This window comes from Ensifer sp. Root278 (assembly GCF_001429285.1).
GTDB lineage: Bacteria > Pseudomonadota > Alphaproteobacteria > Rhizobiales > Rhizobiaceae > Ensifer.
Genome location: NZ_LMJJ01000001.1, coordinates 168,596 through 185,910, shown reverse-complemented (window position 1 = coordinate 185,910; position 17,315 = coordinate 168,596). Strand labels below are relative to the sequence as shown.

Genomic DNA, 17,315 nt, shown 5'->3' with positions numbered 1-17,315 from the left:
CAACTGTCGTATCAGCGCCGGCATCCTAGCACCCGTTTTTCGAAATGCTCCCCTTAAATTTCTGGTTGCTCATCAAGCTCTTCCCGGAACGAAAACGGGGACGGCAGCCTTCGCCACCGTCCCCGTTCAACTGTTATTCGGCGTTAGCCTCAGTCCTTGGCGCGCTCGACGTAGGAACCGTCTTCCGTCGCGATGACGACGCGGGTGCCGGCCTGGATGTGCGGCGGAACCAGCGTGCGGACGCCGTTCGAGAGAACCGCCGGCTTGTAGGACGACGATGCCGTCTGGCCCTTGACGACCGGCTCGGTCTCGGTGATTTCGAGCGTCACGTGACGCGGCAGGTCGATGGCGATCGCCAGACCTTCGTGCACCGAAAGAATGCAGGCCATGCCTTCCTGCAGGTAGGCCTTGAGGTCGCCGATGTCGTCGGTGCTCATGACCAGCTGGTCATAGCTTTCCGGGTTCATGAAGTGGAAGCCTTCGGCATCTTCATAGAGGAAGGTGTGCTCGCGGTCTTCGACGAAGGCGCGCTCGACCTGTTCGGTCGTGCGGTAGCGCTCGGAGACCTTCACGCCGTCGGAAATGCGGCGCATGTCGACCTGGGTCACCGGCGTGCCCTTGCCCGGGTGGAAGTTCTGGGCGGTAAGCACGACATAGAGCTTGCCGTCGACGTCGAGAACGTTGCCCTTACGGACAGATGAAGCGATGACCTTGACCATTAGTCTTCCTTGTAACAGAGGTATGCGCGACACCGCGGGCCGGAAACACTGGCCCTGAAGGACGCGGAAAGAAGGATTTCGCGCCGCAACTACCCTAATTTCGTGCAAATAGCCAGCCTGAGCCGCTGTCTGCGCGAAGAAAGCCTGGACTGAACCGATCATGTCGCATGCCTCACCCTGGTGGACACCCGATGTCCATGCCGACCGGCGCCCGTTTCTTCTCGGCCGCAACCGGATCCAATCGGCCCTGCGCCGGTTCTTCGAGACACGCGATTTCATCGAGGTGGACACGGCGACGCTGCAGGTCTCGCCCGGCAACGAGGCGCATCTGCACGCCTTCGCGACGGAGGCTCTCCATCACGACGGATCGAGCCATCCACTCTATCTGCACACCTCGCCGGAATTTGCCTGCAAGAAGCTGCTTTCCGCCGGCGAACGGCGCATCGCCTGTTTCGCCCATGTCTACCGCAACCGCGAGCGTGGACCGCTGCATCACCCTGAATTCACCATGCTCGAATGGTACCGCGCCGGCGAAAGCTACGAGGCGCTGATGCGCGACTGCGCCGAGATCCTCGCTCTTGCGGCAGAGACCACCGGGGCCAAACAATTCACCTTCCAGGGACACATCTGCGACCCCTTCGCCAAGCCCGAGCGGCTGAGCGTCGCGGACGCCTTCGAGCGCTTTGCCGGCATCGACCTGCTGACCTCGGTCGCCGCCGACGGCGAGACCGACCGCGAGCGCCTCGCCGCAGCTATGACCGCAGCCGGACTTCGGGTCGCCTCCGACGACACCTGGGCCGATCTCTTCAGCCGCGTGCTCGTGGAAAAGGTCGAGCCGCATCTCGGCTTCGGCCGTGCGACGATCCTCGACGAATACCCGACTGCCGAAGCGGCGCTGGCGCGACCGGCCGCGCGCGACCGGCGCGTCGCCGAGCGCTTCGAGCTCTATGCCTGCGGCGTCGAGCTCGCCAATGCCTTCGGCGAGTTGACGGATGCCGCCGAACAACGCCGGCGCTTCGAGATGGAAATGGCGGAAAAGGCGCGTGTCTACGGCGAGACCTACCCGCTCGACGAGGATTTCCTGGCAGCACTCGCGATCATGCCCGAAGCGAGCGGCATTGCGCTTGGCTTCGACCGGCTGGTGATGCTTGCAACCGGTGCGTCGCGTATCGACCAGGTGCTCTGGGCACCGGTGGCGGAGACGCAGCCGTGAACGTACATCGCCCGATCAAGACTGCGCGAGAGCTCGTTGAGGCAGGTCTCGTCGACCGCAGCAATGAGGCCGCGGTTGCCGCCGTCGCCGAGCGTTATGCGGTTGCGATCAGCCCTGTCATTGCCGGCCTCATCGATCCCACCGATCCCGCCGATCCGATCGCCCGGCAGTTCGTGCCCGATGCCGCCGAGCTGACGCTGCTTCCCGAAGAGCGCGAAGACCCGATCGGCGACAAGCCGCACAGTCCCGTTGCCGGCATCGTCCATCGCTATCCGGATCGGGTGCTCTTGAAGGCCGTGCATGTCTGCCCGGTCTATTGCCGCTTCTGCTTCCGCCGCGAGATGGTCGGGCCGCAGGGGCTCGGCACGCTGACACCCGCCGAACTCGATGCGGCGATCGCCTACATCGCCGAACACGAGGAAATCTGGGAGGTGATCCTCACCGGCGGCGATCCCCTGGTGCTGTCGCCGCGGCGGCTCACCGAGCTCATGGAACGGCTGAAACCGATCCCGCATGTGAAGATCGTCCGCTTCCACACCCGCGTACCGGTGGTCGAGCCGTCGCGCATCGACGCCGAATTGATCGCTGCACTGAAGGCTAACGGCAAGGCGACCTATGTGGCTCTGCACGCCAACCACCCGCGCGAGCTGACTGAAGAGGCGCGCGCCGCCTCGGCACGACTGATCGATGCCGGCATCGTCATGGTCAGCCAGTCGGTGCTCTTGAGGGGCGTCAACGACGACGCGGATGTGCTGGCTAGCCTGATGCGCGCCTTCGTCGAGACACGGATCAAGCCCTATTATCTTCATCACCCGGATCTGGCCCCTGGCACCAGCCATTTCCGTCTGTCGATCGAGGAAGGCCAGGCGCTGGTCGCAGCCCTGCGCGGCCGGGTCTCCGGCCTTTGCCAGCCGACCTACATCCTCGACATTCCAGGTGGTCACGGCAAGGCGGTCATCAGCGCCGCGACGATCGCGGCCGATGGCGGCGGCTGCTACACGGTCACCGATTTTCGCGGCGGCGAGCACAGCTACCCGCCGAAAGCCTGATACGCCGCGAGAAATCGCGTCTCGCCAACACATTGAAATTTCATCTAAATATTGCGGACCTGTATTTTTCTTGGCGATTTTCGAGAAAAATCGTAGAGCCGCGTCACAGGCTTTCGACGTCAATCGTCACATGGTCATAGGCAACACAACAACGATGGAGTTGAGACCATGACCGATACGAAAGCCGTCCGCTACGAACAGGAAATCCCGGATGTGCTCGGCGCGCTCGCCGATGTGCACAAGACCATGGACCTGCACGGGCTCGACCGGACGATCCACAATCTCGTGCAGCTGCGCGCCTCGCAGATCAACCGCTGCGGCTTCTGCGTGAAGATGCACACCAAGGAATCCCGCGCCGAGGGCGAGAGCAACGAACGGCTCGACCGAATCATCGTCTGGGACCAGGTGAATGATTTCACACCGCGCGAGAAGGCAGCGCTTGCCTGGACCGAAGCGCTGACCGAACTCGAACCGCGCACCGACTTCGCACCGCTCCGCGCCGAGCTGCGCCAGCACTTCAGCGAGAAGGAGATCAGCGTCATCACCTCGACGGTGGCGATGATCAACCTTTGGAACCGCATCCAGATTTCGAGGCACTGACATGAATGACAGGCAGCACATGCAGATCTTCGAGGAGGCGCGCCCGCGCCTCCTCGGCCTTGCCTACCGCATCCTCGGCTCGCGCGCCGATGCAGAAGACGCGGTGCAAGACACGTTCCTGAAATGGCAGGAGGTCGACAGGGCATCGATCGAAACGCCGGCGGCTTGGCTGACGACCGCCTGCACGCGCCGCTGCCTGGATCTGCTGAAGGCCGCGCACCGCAAACGCGTCGACTATGTCGGCGCGTGGCTGCCCGAGCCGATCCACACGACAAGCGACGACAATGCCGAGGAGAAGCTGGCGCTGACCTCCTCGCTCACCACCGCATTCCTTTTGATGCTCGAGCGGCTGACACCGAAGGAGCGCGCAGCGTATCTGCTGCACGAGATTTTCGGCCAGCCCTATGACGAGGTGGCGGAAACCCTGGACATGCAGGAGACGGCCGCCCGCAAGCTGGTATCGCGCGCCAAGACGAATATCGGCCTGGAGAAAACCCGGCACCAGACCCCGCGCGAGCGCCAGGATGAGCTGCTATCCGCGTTCCACCAGGCAATCCACGGCGGCAACGTCGCCGGACTTACGACGCTGCTTTCGGCCGACGTGAAGCTGACGGCCGACGGCGGCGGCAAGGTGGCGACCGTGCTTGGCGTGCTCTCCGGCAAGGAGACCGTGCTCGCCTTCATCATCGATCGGCTTACCGAATACTGGGCGCATTACGTCTGGGAAATCGGCGACATCAATGGCGGTCGCGGCATCGTGCTTCGGGACGAGGCGAAAAACGAGATCGCCGCGACGGTCGCCTTCGGCTATGACCGTGACGGAAACGTCAACGACATCTTCATCATGCGCAACCCGGACAAGCTCACGCATTTTGGCGAGGCTGCGCTCCACTGACATAGCGGCACCGCCGAGCGAACGCGATCTTCCGATACCGGATGAGCCGGTGCGCGTTCGCTTGCGATGTCCTGCGTGAGGTACTGACATGCTTGAAAAAACTCCCGCTCCCCCACAGGAAGCCGGCTGGCGCGCGCTGCTGACGGGCGAAAACGCCGTGCATTCGCTGGTGCTCAGCGGCGGCGTCGCGCTGCATGCGCTCAACATCTACGTGGTGACGACGATCATGCCGTCGATCGTGCGCGAGATCGGCGGGCTCGAATATTATGCCTGGAGCACCACCGTCTTCGTCGCGACTTCGATCCTCGGCGCCGCATTGTCGGCGCGGCTGCTCGGCGCCGTCGGCGCCGGCGGCGCCTATGCGATCGGCGCGCTCGTCTTCGGCCTGGGGACGCTCTTCTGCGCCACAGCCCCTTCGATGGCGATGCTGCTTGCCGGCCGCGCGATCCAGGGCTTCGGCGGCGGCCTGCTCTATGCGCTCGCCTACGGCGTGATCCGGCAGGTCTTCCGGCCCGAACTCTGGACCCGCGCCATCGGGCTGATTTCGGCAACCTGGGGAACGGCGACCTTGATCGGGCCCGCGATCGGCGGCATGTTTGCCGAGTTCTCCACCTGGCGCGTTGCCTTCTGGTCTCTCCTGCCGCTGACGGCGCTGCTTGCCGCACTCGCCTTCTCGACGCTGCCGCGCAAGGCCACCGGCGAAGAGGAGCGCACGCCGCTCCCTCTGCTGCAACTCCTGCTCCTCGTCGGCATCGTACTTGCGCTTTCGGTCGCGAGCACGCGCACGATGGCCTCGGAGCAGATCGGCTGCGTCGGCGTTGCGATCCTCCTGTTCCTGAGCCTTCTATTCGTCGAACGTCGAGTGACGGGCAAGCTTCTGCCCTCCGGCAGCTTCACACTCACCTCCCCGCTGGCCGCCCTTTATGCTACGATCACCCTGCTGATGGTCGGCCTGCAGCCGGAGATCTATGTGCCGTACCTGCTGCAAGAATTGCATGGGCTATCGCCACTGGTGGCCGGCTATATCGCTGCGCTGATGTCGATCGGCTGGACGGCGGGATCGATGACAAGTGCTCATTGGCACGGAGAACGGGCGAAACAGACAATCTTTGCCGGTCCGGCCTTCGGTTTTATCGGCCTGGCCCTGATCGCCCTGTTCATGCCGATGGCAGGCGCAGAGTTCCTGGTGATCGCCGCGCCGCTCTGCGTCGGCATCATCGCGGTCGGCTTCGGCATGGGCTTTGCCTGGCCGCATATCGTTACCGCCGTCTACGAATTCGCGCCGGAGGGCGAAGCGGAGAAGGCATCGAGCTCGATCACCACTGTCCAGCTCTTTGCCGCTGCACTCGGCGCAGCGCTTGCCGGACTGACTGCCAACCTCGCCGGGATCGAGGCGTCGTCGGAGGGTGGCGTGGCGCTCGCGACGACCTGGCTTTTCGGTCTGTTCGCGCTGCTGCCCGTGCTGGCAGTGCTGACCGCCAGGCGCGTACGGCGCGCGAGACGCACGGTGGCGTGAGCCTATCGGGCAATGCGGCCCGCCGAAACGACGGCGGGTCGCAACGAAAAGACTGCGGCGTCCCGACTCATTCGATGGAGCGCGGTCAGGAGGAAACGATGGAAGCCGAGGGCATCGGCCTTCATGGCGTGCGCGAAACGCTGCTGATCACGCTTCGAGCGAAGGCTGCGGAGAGCGCACTACCCGATTCTCTTCTGCACGATCGCTTTGCTGCCGAGCTGTTGCGGCGCCTCGACGGCAAGGCGAAAGCGCCTGATGTCGGTCACGACATGACGATCGGCATCGCGATGCGCGCCTATCTGCTCGACCGATGGACCAGGGCTTTCATCGCGAGCCATCCGGATGCGATCGTGCTCAACCTCGGCTGCGGCCTCGACACGCGGATCCTGCGGCTCGATCCGCCTTCCTCCGTCGCCTGGTTCGACGTCGACTTTCCGGATGTCATCGCCTTGCGGCAGCGCCTCTTTCCCGATCGCGTCGGCTGCACTGCAATCGCCTCCTCCATTACCGAGCGGGACTGGATCGACCGCATCCCCGACAATCGGCCGACGATCGTCGTCGCCGAAGGGGTGCTGCCCTATCTTCGCGATCAGGAAGTGCGGGACCTCCTGCGACGGGTCGTCACCTGCCTTGCCGGCGGCGAGATCGTCTTCGACGCCTACAGCCATCTCGGCATCGAACTGCTGCGCTTCAACCCGTCCTTGCGTGCAACAGGTGCTGAGCTTCGTTGGGGGATCGAGGACGCACGGTCGCTGGAGAGGGGCGTGCCCGGGCTGACACTGCTCGAAGACATTTACAACTACGATGCCGCGCAGATCGCGCGCATGTCACCGATGGCGCGGATCGCGATCCAGTTCTTCAGCGCGGTCCCGATGCTGCGCCGTATGGGGCGCCTGCTGCGCTACCGTTTCAAGCAGACATGAAAAAGGCCGCGCCTCGCGGCGCAGCCCCTTGCAAGCAATCGATGTCTGCCGATCAGGCCTTGATCGGCGCGATCGAGATTTCGACGCGGCGGTTCTGCGCGCGGCCGGACTCGGTCGCGTTGGAAGCGATCGGACGCTCCTTGCCGTAGCCCATGGCCGACATGCGGCGCTGGTCGACGCCCTGGCCTGCCAGGTAGTTGGCCACCGAGGCGGCACGGCGCTCGGAGAGGCCCTGGTTGTAGGAGGCGCTGCCGGTCGCATCGGTGTGACCGTCGACGTCGATCATCGTCTTGTTGAACTTGCGCAGCACGATCGCTACCGAGTTCAGCGTGTCGTAGAAGGCCGGGATCACCTGGTCGCGGTCGGTCGCAAAGGTGATGTTCGACGGCATGTTGAGGATGATGCGGTCGCCGGCGCGGGTGACCGAAACGCCGGTGCCCTGAAGCTGGGCGCGCAGTTCCGCTTCCTGGCTGTCCATGTAGTTGCCGATCAGGCCGCCGCCGAGGCCGCCGATTGCGGCGCCCACAAGCGCCGAGTCGCGCCGTCCGGCAGCACTGCCGCCAACGAGCAGACCGGTCGCTGCACCGAGGCCCGCGCCGATCAGCGCGCCGCCGGCGGTGTTCGACATCTTCTGCTCACCCGTATAGGGATCGGTGGTCGTGCATCCCGAAAGATAGATGGCCGCAACAGCCAGAATGGCGCATTTCTTGATCATGGAATCAGTTGTCCCCATTGGTGCTCAAAGGTGCTTCATACTAGCGATTGCGGCAGGAAGATGAAGAGGCGTCCCAATCACGCCATGGTTTACCGGCAAATGCCGGTTTGCTCGGACCGGGTGTGCCGGTCGGGCCACTATAACCGATCCTTCACATGCCCTTGATAGGACGGACATCTAGCGACCAGGATAAATGTGTGCGGCTTTCCGCCGCCGCTCATTGATAAAGACGAGGCAGATTTGATGGCAATCGAGTTCGGCGACACGCAACGCAGTCTCAGCGACACGCTCAACGGCATGATTGCCTCCATTCGCGGCGAGACGATCACGCTGCGCGAACTGATGACCGAGATCGGCGAACAGGGATTTCTGTTGCTCTGCGCCCTGCTGACGCTGCCGTTCCTGTTGCCGGTGTCGATCCCCGGCGTCAGCACCGTTTTCGGCGCCGCAATCATCCTGATCTCCGTATCGATCACCCTCAACCGCCTGCCCTGGGTGCCGCAACGCATTCTCGACCGCAAGATCGAGACAGAAAAGCTAGTTCCGACCCTGCAAAAGGGGGCGAGCATCGTCTCCAAGCTCGATCGCTACGTCCGCCCGCGCCTGGGTTTCCTGACGCAGGGCGCGGTGATGAACCGCTTCAACGGGCTGATGATCATGGCCGGCGGCGTGCTGTTGATGTTCCCGCTCGGGCTCATCCCTCTGTCGAACACACTGCCGGGAATCGCGATCCTGCTGCTCTCGCTCGGCATCATCCAGCGCGACGGGCTGATGGTCGCCGGCGGCTACCTATTCCTGATCGCAACGACTGTCTATTTCACCGTGCTTGCCTACATGGCCTTCGCCGCCGGTCAGGGACTGTCGTCTTTCTTCGTCTCCTGACGAAACTCGTTCCGTGACATTGGGTGAGCCCGGCTGACTGCCGGGCCATTCGTTTTTCAAGCAGCCAGACCGCCGAAGGCCCGGTAGCTGGCGAAGTCGGTGCGGATGCCGAGCGTCTTCATCATTGCCTCGCGATCGAGGCCGAGCTGGCGGTCGAACTCGCCGAGTGCAGCGGCGACCTTGGGCGCGACGTCGGCATTGGCGAACTCGATCATGGTGATGAAATCGAATTGGCCCGGGCCGGCATGCTGTTCCAGGAACAGGTCCTTCACATAGCCATCCTGCTTGCGGATGACGGCCAGCGTCTTGTCCACCAGTTCGACGAACTGCTGCCGCGCCTCGACCGGCACGGTGTACTTGTTGATGCGGTAAAGCGGCGCGACAACGGACGTATTCGATAGGCTGCTCATTACTCTTTTCCTCTGATCTCTTTTGAACAGGAGCAGTCGTACGACCTCAAGTAAAGTTGAGGTCAATAGAGGGCACTGCTGTTTTTCAACAACGAGTGCTCAGCCGGAGAGGCCCGTCAGCACATTGGCAACGTTGAGCCCGATTTCCGGCACGCCGTAGCCGCCCTCCATGCAGACGACGACCGGCAAGCCTGAGCGTTTCAGGGCCTCGCCCATGCGGATGTAGTCTTCAGACGTCAGCCGGAAGAACGAGATCGGGTCGCGCTCGAAAGTGTCGACGCCGAGCGAGACGACCAGCGCCTCAGCACCGAAGGCGGCGATGCGTGACAGCGCGTCGGCCATGGCATCCGACCAGACATCGTAGCCGGTACGACGCGGCAAGGGATAGTTCTTCGTCGTGCCAAGCCCCTCGCCGGCGCCCTCCTCGTCAGCAAAGCCGAGGAAATAGGGGAAGGCATCGACGGGATCGCCGTGGAGCGAGGCGAAATAGACGTCTCCGCGCTCGTAGAAGATATCCTGGGTGCCATTGCCGTGGTGGAAGTCGACGTCAAGCACCGCAACCTTGCGGGCGCCGTGATCGCGCAGGCGCTGGGCGGCACAGGCGGCATTGTTGATGAAGGAATAGCCGCCATAAAGATCGATCGCCGCATGGTGACCGGGCGGACGGCAGAGCGCGAAGGCGGCGCGGTTGCCCGCATGGATGTGGTCGGCAGCCGAGATGGCGCAGTCCATCGCCGCCCGTGCAGCTGCATAGGTGCCTTCGGTGATCGCCGTTTCCGCCGCGAAGGAATAGTAGCCGAGCGCACCGTCGATATCTTTCGGCGGGTGCTGGCGCATGCGTCGGGCCGGGAAACAGGTCGCGATCGCTTCGCCGCGATAGCCGTCGGCGACCCAACGCGACCAGGCGGTTTCGAGGAACTCGAGATAATCGGGCGCGTGCAGCTTAAGGGCGACCTCGAGCTCGTGACGCTCCGGCGAGACGACATCTTTGAAACCCGCTTCCCTTACCGCCGCGAGAATCCATTCGGCACGGAACGGCGCCTCGAAGGGCGGCACGAGTTCGCCACCGAAGAGCTCGGTCTTAGCGTCGCGGAGCTTATGATCCTCGGTGTAGAAGATGCGCATGGGGAGGTGTCCTGAAAGGCAATCGACGGGTGCCGGTACCGTACCCAAGGTTTCGGACTTCGCAACCTCGACGGGGCCCCTCATCCTGCCTGCCGGCCACCTTCTCCCCGCCAGCGGGGCGAAGGAGACTCGCGGCACCCGCTCGCGGGCGACAATAGGCATCGCACCGTGAACCTCCCCCTCACCACGGCTCGGTGCAACAATACTGTGAGGCGGGCTCGTCCCCTCTCCCCGCCCCGCGGGGAGAGGGTTAGGGTGAGGGGCAATTTCACCAATGTCGATCACTCGCTCAACGCGATCCGCTTGTAGAAGAACGTGGTGGCGCAGAGCCCGCCTTCCGGCCACATCGCATAATCGGGAATGACGCCAACGCGCTCCCAGCCCAGGCGCGGATAGATCGCCTCCGCCTCGCTGCCGGTCGCCGTATCGAGCACCAGCAGCGTCTTGCCGCGCGCCGCCGCTTCGCGTTCGACAGCCTCCATCAACCGCCGCGCCAGGCCCTTGCCGCGGGCTGCGCGATGAACGAGCAGCTTCTTCAGATCGCCGCGGTGCGGCTGGTTCGGCATCTGTGCAACGCCGACCTGCACGGTGCCGAGGATGCGGCCCGCTTCCTCCGCCACCATCAGCAGCGTGTCGCCGCCGGCAACCGCTTCGGCGACGCCCTGCCAATAGGCAACCGCGCATTCCGGCGGATAGGGCTGCATGAAACCGACCGAGGCGCCACCCTCGACGCAATCGGACAGTACCTCGGCAAGCGCCGGCATGGCGGCGCGGGCCTGGGTTTCATCGAGCAGACGGATCTGGATATCGGACATGATCAAACCTTGGTGCGGCAGAGGACGACGGCATAGTGAGCCGGCTCATCGTGAGGGTTGTGGAAGATGTGGCCAGCCCCCAGCCCCATGAACAGGCAGTCGCCTGCTTCCAGCGAATGGGAGCCGGATTCGGTTGTCAGTTCCAGCCGACCGGAGAAGAGCCAGAGGTGTTGGGTAATCCCTCGGTCAGACGGCTGCCGCTCGAAGACGACGCGCGCACCCGGCGGAAACTCGACCTCGACGATATCGACCGGCGAGCCGAGGCCATCCGGCGAGACGGAGCGGCGCAGATAGCCGGATTCCGGATCGCGCCAGAGGCGCTGGTCTGCACGCCTTGCAAGCGGAGATGCTTCCTTAGCCTCGAAGGCGAAGAGCGCTGAAAGCGTGGTGCTGAGCGCGCTGCAGAGCTTGGCGAGGAGCTGGGCCGTCGGGCTCGCTTCACCACGCTCGATACGCGAGATCATCGCCCGGCTGACGCCGGAGCTGGTGGCGAGTTCGTCGAGCGTCAGATTCTGCTCCGTGCGCAGGGTGCGAATGCGCTCGCCGATGGCATGTTCGAGGGGGTCGGTGATGTTTTCCATTATTTGAGATTGCATTTCTCATATAGTGGAGTCAAGACTGGGAAAGACTGAAAATACGGGCATGCGATGCCGCTTTGGCGACAGCGCATCGACGGCCTTTCGGCTATCATGGCAGCTTCGTGAGCAGAAACGAGAAAAGCTTACACTTCAATACTTTAGATAGTCCTCATCCATCACGCCAGCGCGCCCGAAGGCGCGGCCTTCCATCGACAGGTTGGACATGACAACGCAGCCCTCCTCGCTGACCTCGATCGCCAGTATCGTTGCCTCGATGACTTCGGTCGCGATCGGCAACGGCATGATGCTCGCCTATGTGCCCTTCGCGCTGACGCGCTCGGACGCGCCGGACTGGGTGCCGGGTGCGGCCGTGACGATGATCGCCTTCGGCGGGCTCGTCGGCTGCGTCATCGCGGGGCCGATGATCCGCCGCGTCGGCCATGCCCGCGCCTTCTCCTGCTCGATGGCGCTTGTCATCCTCTCGGCACTGACGATCGCGCTCGGCATGCACCCGCTTCTCTGGGTACTCGCCCGCGGCATTTATGGTGCATCCGGCAACACCAACTTCATTATCGCCCAGAGCTGGCTGAACCATGCGAGTGAGAACCACTGGCGCGGCAAGGCGATGGCGCTGTTCTACATGGCCTATGTCATCGGGCTCGGCACCGGCGCCTGGCTGTTCGGGCAGATCCCGGCCGATGGCAACCTGCCGCCGCTCGTGACCATCTTTTTCACCGCCCTTGCGCTTCTGCCGATCGGCCTGACGCGGCTGCCGACGCCGCCGGCACCGGCCAAGGTCAGCATCGATATCCCGATGGTCTGGCGCAATTCCCCCGTTGCCTTCATCGGCGTGCTTGCCGCCGGCGGCCTGTCGATGGTGGTGCAGGGCTTCACGCCGATCTATGCGGCCGCCAATGATGTCAGCCAGCGCGACGTCGCCAATCTGATGTTCGTCATGCAGTTTGGGCTCATCGCCATCCAGTATCCGATGGGCACGCTGTCGGACCGGATCGACCGACGCCTTGTGCTGATCGGCACCTGCCTGTTGATCCTTGTCGCCGGTTTCTTCGCGCTCTCCGCCTCCTTCAGCAATCTGATCCTCTTGATGCTGGTCTTTGCGCTCTTTGCCGGCGCGATCGAGACGGTCTATTCGATCGCCAACGCCCATGCCAACGACCGTACGGATCCCGCCGATTTCGTGCCGCTTGCCAGCACCATGCTGGTCGCCTGGTCGATCGCCGCGACCGTCGTGCCGATGCTGGTGACACTGCTGACACCGGTGTTCGGGCAGCGCACTTTCATCTATGCGGCGATGGCGGTTGCAGCACTTTATGCGCTCTTCGTGCTCATGCGACTGAGGAAACGCGACGAGGTGCCAGCAGCCGAGCGCGAAAGCTTCGAGATCAGGAGCGCACAGGTGCCGAATGCCGGCGCGCTCGTCGATGCTGAGGCAGGCGCCGAATAGCCCGATTTATAGTGAACGAAGCCTTCATTTCCCGCTTTGCGGCGGTTGAAGGCACTGCTATATGCGGCCCATGAGCACAACATCTTCGAAGACGCCCCTTTCGCATATCCGCAACTTCTCGATCGTGGCCCACATCGACCACGGCAAGTCGACGCTTGCCGACCGGCTGATCCAGTCCACCGGCGGCCTCGCCGAGCGCGAGATGTCCGAGCAGGTGCTCGACAGCATGGATATCGAACGCGAGCGCGGCATCACCATCAAGGCCCAGACGGTGCGTCTGCACTACAAGGCCAATGATGGCGAAACCTATGTGCTCAACCTGATCGACACGCCCGGCCACGTCGACTTCGCCTATGAAGTCTCGCGCTCGCTGTCGGCCTGCGAAGGCTCGTTGCTCGTCGTCGACGCCTCCCAGGGTGTGGAAGCCCAGACGCTCGCCAACGTCTACCAGGCGATAGACAACAACCACGAGCTCGTCACCGTGCTCAACAAGATCGACCTTCCCGCCGCCGAACCGGAGCGGATCAAGGAACAGATCGAGGAAGTGATCGGCATCGACGCGTCCGACGCCGTGCTGATTTCGGCCAAGACCGGCCTCGGCATTCCCGACGTGCTCGAAGCGATCGTCACCAAGCTGCCGGCGCCGAAGAGCGACGGCGGCGATGCGGCCCCCTTGAAGGCGCTGCTGGTCGACAGCTGGTACGACACCTATCTCGGCGTCATGGTTCTCGTGCGCATCATCGACGGCACGCTCAAGAAGGGCATGACCATCCGGATGATGGGCACCGACGCCAAGTACACGATCGAACGTGTCGGCGTGCTGACGCCGAAGATGGTCGCGATGGATGCGCTCGGCCCGGGCGAGATCGGCTTCATCACCGCCTCGATCAAGGAAGTGGCCGATACCCGCGTCGGCGACACCATCACCGAAGACAAGCGCCCGACCGCCAAGGCGCTGCCGGGCTTCAAGCCGGCACAGCCGGTGGTGTTCTGCGGCCTCTTCCCGGTTGACGCCGCCGATTTCGAGGACCTGCGTTCGGCCATGGGCAAGCTGCGCCTCAACGACGCGTCGTTCTCCTTCGAAATGGAATCGTCCGCAGCTCTCGGCTTCGGCTTCCGCTGCGGCTTCCTCGGTCTGCTGCACCTTGAAATCATCCAGGAACGGCTGGAGCGCGAGTTCGACCTCGACCTGATCGCGACGGCCCCTTCGGTCGTCTACAAGCTGTTCATGACCGACGGCTCGGAACGCGAGCTGCACAACCCGGCCGACATGCCCGACGTCGTCAAGATCGCCGAGATCCACGAGCCGTGGATCCGTGCGACGATCCTGACGCCCGACGACTATCTCGGTGGCATCCTGAAGCTCTGCCAGGACCGGCGCGGCATCCAGATCGAGCTGACCTATGTCGGCACCCGCGCGATGCTGACCTACGACCTGCCGCTCAACGAAGTCGTCTTCGACTTCTACGACCGCCTGAAATCGATCTCCAAGGGCTACGCCTCGTTCGACTACCAGATCACCGACCACAAGGAAGGCAACCTTGTGAAGATGTCGATCCTCGTCAACGGCGAGCCGGTCGACGCCCTGTCAATGATGGTACACCGGATGGCGGCGGAAAAGCGCGGTCGCGAGATGTGCGAGAAGCTCAAGGAACTGATCCCGAAGCACATGTTCAAGATCCCGATCCAGGCGGCAATCGGCGGCAATGTTATCGCCCGCGAAACCATCTCCGCGCTGCGCAAGGACGTGACGGCCAAGTGCTACGGCGGCGACGCCACCCGCAAGCGCAAGCTTCTGGAAAAGCAGAAGGCCGGCAAGAAGCGCATGCGCCAGTTCGGCAAGGTGGAGATCCCGCAGGAAGCGTTCATCGCCGCACTCAAGATGGGCGACGAGTAAGCGGCAGAACCGCATGCTTCTACGTTTGAAAAGGGCGGCCTCGGGTCGCCCTTTTTGGTTTGCCACTAAGACGCGCGTCAGTCCGCGTCGAGCAAATACCGCTTCGAAATCCGATCCACCAGCCGCCCGTCACTCAGCGGCACCGCCTTATCAATCTTGTAGTCTGTGAAGCCCATCCTGCCGTAATAGGTGAGGCCGCCCACGTTGTCGGCGCGGATGGTGGCGTTGAGCGCCTTGAAGCCGATGGAACGGGCGTGGTCGCGGGTGGCCTCGAAAAGCGCCGTGCCGGCGCCTTTGACCTTGTTGCCGGGGCGGGAGAAGGTGCCGATATCGGCCCAATCCTTGGGTATTCCGTCCGAGCGCTCCAGTCCCTGGAAAGCGCAAGGCTCACCATTCTCATCCTCCGCAACGAAGCAACTGACGAAGCCGGGACCTTCGAGATAGTGTTCCGCAAAGCTTTTTGGCGTGAACGGCGTCTGATGGGCGGTGGTGCCGCCGATCCGGATGATCTCGTTGAGGAAGGCGCACAGAACAGGCGCATCGTCCCGCCGCGCCGGGCGCACATGGATCGTTTTCGTCGCATCGACCATAAGAAAAACACTCCTTGAAAAGGTCTAAAGTATTCAGTTTCCTGCACGCGGCAGCGGGCGTGCCGGGTTTCCGGCGACGGTCGCCCCGGCGGGCACATCCTTCGTCACCACCGCGCCGGCGCCGACAATCGCACCATCGCCGATGGTCACACCGCCCAGGATGATGGCGCCGCCGCCGATCCAGACATCCGCGCCGATCGTCACCGGGCGGGCGACTTCGAGGCCCTGGCCACGCAGATCCGCGTCCTTGTGGTGCTCGGCACAATAGATCTGCACGCTCGGTCCCAGCATCGTGCCCTCGCCGATCGTCACCCGACCGCTGTCGAGGATCGTGCAGCCGGCGTTGAGATAGACGCGGGCGCCGAGACTTGTGTTGATGCCGTAGGAGCAATGGAACGGTGCTTCGATGAAGACGTCATCGGCAACCGCACCGAACAGTGCACGCAAAGCCGGCGCCATGCTTCCGCGCGCGGCCGGTGACATGGTGTTGTGCTGGTGGACCGCTTCGCGTGCCGTCAGCCGAAGCGCATCGAGCTCGGCATCGAGGCACGAGTACCATTCACCTGCGGCCATCTTGTCGCGTTCGCTGGCGGTCATGCTCTTGCCTTTGCTTCCGCCGCTTCGCGCCGGGCCAGGCTTTCGGCCGGCCACATCGTCTTCATGTCGTAATAGATCTCGAAGGCTGGAGCGCCGCCTTCGAGCGACAGCCACTCCACCTTGGAGCGAGTGAAAATGTGCGCATCCGGCGGGAAGTCCGAGGGACGGTCGAGGCTCGCAATGCGGAGGAAGGAGAGCCAGCTGCGCCGGCCATAGTCGCTCCAGAGCGCCGTCTGGCATTCGGCGCAGCGATAGACGTCGTGCGGGCGGCCGCTGTCGGTGGGGAGCGTGACGACGATGGGCTCGCCCTCGGTGAGCTCGATGTTTTCGCGCTCGATGACACCGTTGACGACGAAAGCGCTGCCGACCTGGCGCTGGCAATCGCTGCAATGGCAGCAATTGACGAACATCGGCGCGGCCTTCAGCCGGTATCGGATCCTGCCGCAGAAGCAACCGCCGTTTAGTGTCTCGCTCATCTGTCCATCTCCTCCAATACCGGATCCGCGATCGCGGCGGCGCCCACACGCCGACCGATCGTCGCCACCCAGGCGCGCGCCAGCGTCAGGCCGGCAGCATCGGCTTCCCGGCCATGGCGGGCGGCGTGCTCACGATAGCGGGCAAGCCAGGTGGGATCGAGCCGGTTGATCGTATCCGGGAACGCACGGTTCCAGTCCTCGACGAGATGGGTGTCCGCCTCGAAATGAAATTGGGTGCCATAGGCGGCGCGGCCGATGCGGAAGGCCTGATGGGTGGTGACGGCGTTTTCGGCGAGATGCACGGCGCCCTCGGGCAGGGTGAAGGTATCGCCGTGCCATTGGAAGATCGGGAAGCTCTCACCGACGCTGGACAGCACCGGGTCCTCAGCGCCTTCGCCGCGCACCTGGATCTGGCACCAGCCGAACTCTTTGGCGGCGCCCAGCAGATTTTCCCCGCCATAGGCGCGCGCAAGAAGCTGGCTTCCGAGGCAGATGCCAAGCACGGAGCGTCCGCTGTCCCCGAAGGCGCGCATCAGTGCGGCGAGTTCAGGCAAATAGGGATAGGTGGCATCGTCAAGCGCGCTCTGCTCGCCGCCAAGCACGACGAGCGCATCATAACCTTCGGGCGTTGCAGGAACGGTTTCGCCCAGATAGGCGCGGTGGATCTCGATCTGCGCCTTGACCTCGCGAAGCGCCGTGCCCACCTGGCCGAGCTCGGTCTTCGCCATGTTTTCAACCACCAATACCCGCATCGTCACCTTCCCTTCGCCGTCGCGAACCGAGATTGAACACGAGCGTGGCCGCTGTTCAAGAGGCGCGATGATCCGCCCTGCGCTTTGCGCTTCCGCCA

The 17,315-nt window shown here is 63.6% G+C and carries 19 protein-coding genes; 9 read left to right on the top strand and 10 right to left on the bottom strand.

What is annotated here, in order from left to right:
• Positions 1-149 precede the first annotated feature (149 nt).
• Positions 150-719 carry an elongation factor P gene (gene efp, locus ASE60_RS00920; protein ID WP_057247863.1) on the bottom strand — a complete coding sequence of 190 codons (570 nt, stop codon included), beginning with the start codon at positions 717-719 and terminating at the stop codon, positions 150-152.
• Positions 720-879: 160 nt separating this feature from the next.
• Between efp and epmA the strand changes: the two genes are divergently transcribed.
• The 6 genes from epmA to ASE60_RS00890 all read left to right on the top strand — a co-directional run bounded on the left by epmA (position 880) and on the right by ASE60_RS00890 (position 6,915).
• The gene (gene epmA / locus ASE60_RS00915) at positions 880-1,932 is read left to right on the top strand and encodes an EF-P lysine aminoacylase EpmA (protein ID WP_057247862.1); all 1,053 of its coding nucleotides are present in this window, start codon (positions 880-882) and stop codon (positions 1,930-1,932) included.
• Positions 1,929-2,981, top strand: coding sequence for a lysine-2,3-aminomutase-like protein (locus tag ASE60_RS00910; protein ID WP_057247861.1), 1,053 nt, complete (start codon positions 1,929-1,931; stop codon positions 2,979-2,981). The genes epmA and ASE60_RS00910 overlap by 4 nt, the downstream gene beginning before the upstream one ends.
• A gap of 168 nt (positions 2,982-3,149) precedes the next feature.
• Entirely contained in the window at positions 3,150-3,581 is a 432-nt protein-coding gene (locus ASE60_RS00905; protein ID WP_057247860.1) for a carboxymuconolactone decarboxylase family protein, read from the top strand.
• A gap of 1 nt (position 3,582) precedes the next feature.
• Entirely contained in the window at positions 3,583-4,476 is an 894-nt protein-coding gene (sigJ, locus tag ASE60_RS00900) for an RNA polymerase sigma factor SigJ (RefSeq protein ID WP_057247859.1), read from the top strand.
• Between the two features lie 88 nt (positions 4,477-4,564).
• A complete protein-coding gene (locus ASE60_RS00895) occupies positions 4,565-5,992 on the top strand; it encodes an MFS transporter (RefSeq protein ID WP_082615691.1) in 1,428 nt (475 codons plus the stop codon).
• A 98-nt stretch (positions 5,993-6,090) separates the two neighbouring features.
• On the top strand, positions 6,091-6,915 hold the full coding sequence (locus tag ASE60_RS00890) for a class I SAM-dependent methyltransferase (RefSeq protein WP_057248233.1): 825 nt from the start codon (positions 6,091-6,093) through the stop codon (positions 6,913-6,915).
• A gap of 52 nt (positions 6,916-6,967) precedes the next feature.
• Here ASE60_RS00890 and ASE60_RS00885 read toward each other — a convergent pair whose 3' ends face one another.
• Positions 6,968-7,630 (bottom strand): OmpA family protein, encoded by a 663-nt coding sequence (locus tag ASE60_RS00885; RefSeq protein WP_057247858.1) that lies wholly within the window; start codon positions 7,628-7,630, stop codon positions 6,968-6,970.
• A gap of 243 nt (positions 7,631-7,873) precedes the next feature.
• Between ASE60_RS00885 and ASE60_RS00880 the strand changes: the two genes are divergently transcribed.
• Positions 7,874-8,512, top strand: a complete 639-nt coding sequence (locus ASE60_RS00880; protein WP_057247857.1) for an exopolysaccharide biosynthesis protein — start codon at positions 7,874-7,876, stop codon at positions 8,510-8,512.
• A 56-nt stretch (positions 8,513-8,568) separates the two neighbouring features.
• Here ASE60_RS00880 and ASE60_RS00875 read toward each other — a convergent pair whose 3' ends face one another.
• From ASE60_RS00875 to ASE60_RS00860, 4 genes are all read right to left on the bottom strand, one after another.
• Positions 8,569-8,922: a hypothetical protein gene (locus ASE60_RS00875; RefSeq protein WP_057247856.1), complete on the bottom strand. Its 354-nt coding sequence runs from the start codon at positions 8,920-8,922 to the stop codon at positions 8,569-8,571.
• A 99-nt stretch (positions 8,923-9,021) separates the two neighbouring features.
• A complete protein-coding gene (locus ASE60_RS00870) occupies positions 9,022-10,047 on the bottom strand; it encodes a histone deacetylase family protein (protein ID WP_057247855.1) in 1,026 nt (341 codons plus the stop codon).
• A gap of 281 nt (positions 10,048-10,328) precedes the next feature.
• A complete protein-coding gene (locus ASE60_RS00865; RefSeq protein WP_057247854.1) occupies positions 10,329-10,862 on the bottom strand; it encodes a GNAT family N-acetyltransferase in 534 nt (177 codons plus the stop codon).
• Between the two features lie 2 nt (positions 10,863-10,864).
• Positions 10,865-11,443, bottom strand: coding sequence for a helix-turn-helix domain-containing protein (locus tag ASE60_RS00860; RefSeq protein ID WP_082615690.1), 579 nt, complete (start codon positions 11,441-11,443; stop codon positions 10,865-10,867).
• Positions 11,444-11,663: 220 nt separating this feature from the next.
• On the opposite strand from ASE60_RS00860, the gene ASE60_RS00855 reads away from it, so the two are divergent.
• Positions 11,664-12,905 carry an MFS transporter gene (locus ASE60_RS00855; RefSeq protein WP_057247852.1) on the top strand — a complete coding sequence of 414 codons (1,242 nt, stop codon included), beginning with the start codon at positions 11,664-11,666 and terminating at the stop codon, positions 12,903-12,905.
• A gap of 61 nt (positions 12,906-12,966) precedes the next feature.
• Positions 12,967-14,802 carry a translation elongation factor 4 gene (lepA, locus tag ASE60_RS00850; RefSeq protein ID WP_057247851.1) on the top strand — a complete coding sequence of 612 codons (1,836 nt, stop codon included), beginning with the start codon at positions 12,967-12,969 and terminating at the stop codon, positions 14,800-14,802.
• 77 nt (positions 14,803-14,879) lie between these two features.
• Here lepA and ASE60_RS00845 read toward each other — a convergent pair whose 3' ends face one another.
• From ASE60_RS00845 to ASE60_RS00830, 4 genes are read right to left on the bottom strand one after another with little or no spacing between them, the layout of a single operon-like run.
• Positions 14,880-15,392 (bottom strand): GNAT family N-acetyltransferase, encoded by a 513-nt coding sequence (locus tag ASE60_RS00845; RefSeq protein ID WP_057247850.1) that lies wholly within the window; start codon positions 15,390-15,392, stop codon positions 14,880-14,882.
• Between the two features lie 33 nt (positions 15,393-15,425).
• Positions 15,426-15,989, bottom strand: coding sequence for a sugar O-acetyltransferase (locus tag ASE60_RS00840; protein WP_057247849.1), 564 nt, complete (start codon positions 15,987-15,989; stop codon positions 15,426-15,428).
• Complete coding sequence (locus ASE60_RS00835) at positions 15,986-16,465, bottom strand: GFA family protein (RefSeq protein WP_057247848.1); 480 nt, start codon at positions 16,463-16,465, stop codon at positions 15,986-15,988. The genes ASE60_RS00840 and ASE60_RS00835 overlap by 4 nt, the downstream gene beginning before the upstream one ends.
• A complete protein-coding gene (locus ASE60_RS00830) occupies positions 16,462-17,217 on the bottom strand; it encodes a type 1 glutamine amidotransferase (RefSeq protein ID WP_057247847.1) in 756 nt (251 codons plus the stop codon). Before ASE60_RS00830 ends, ASE60_RS00835 begins: the two co-directional genes overlap by 4 nt.
• Positions 17,218-17,315: the final 98 nt, after the last annotated feature.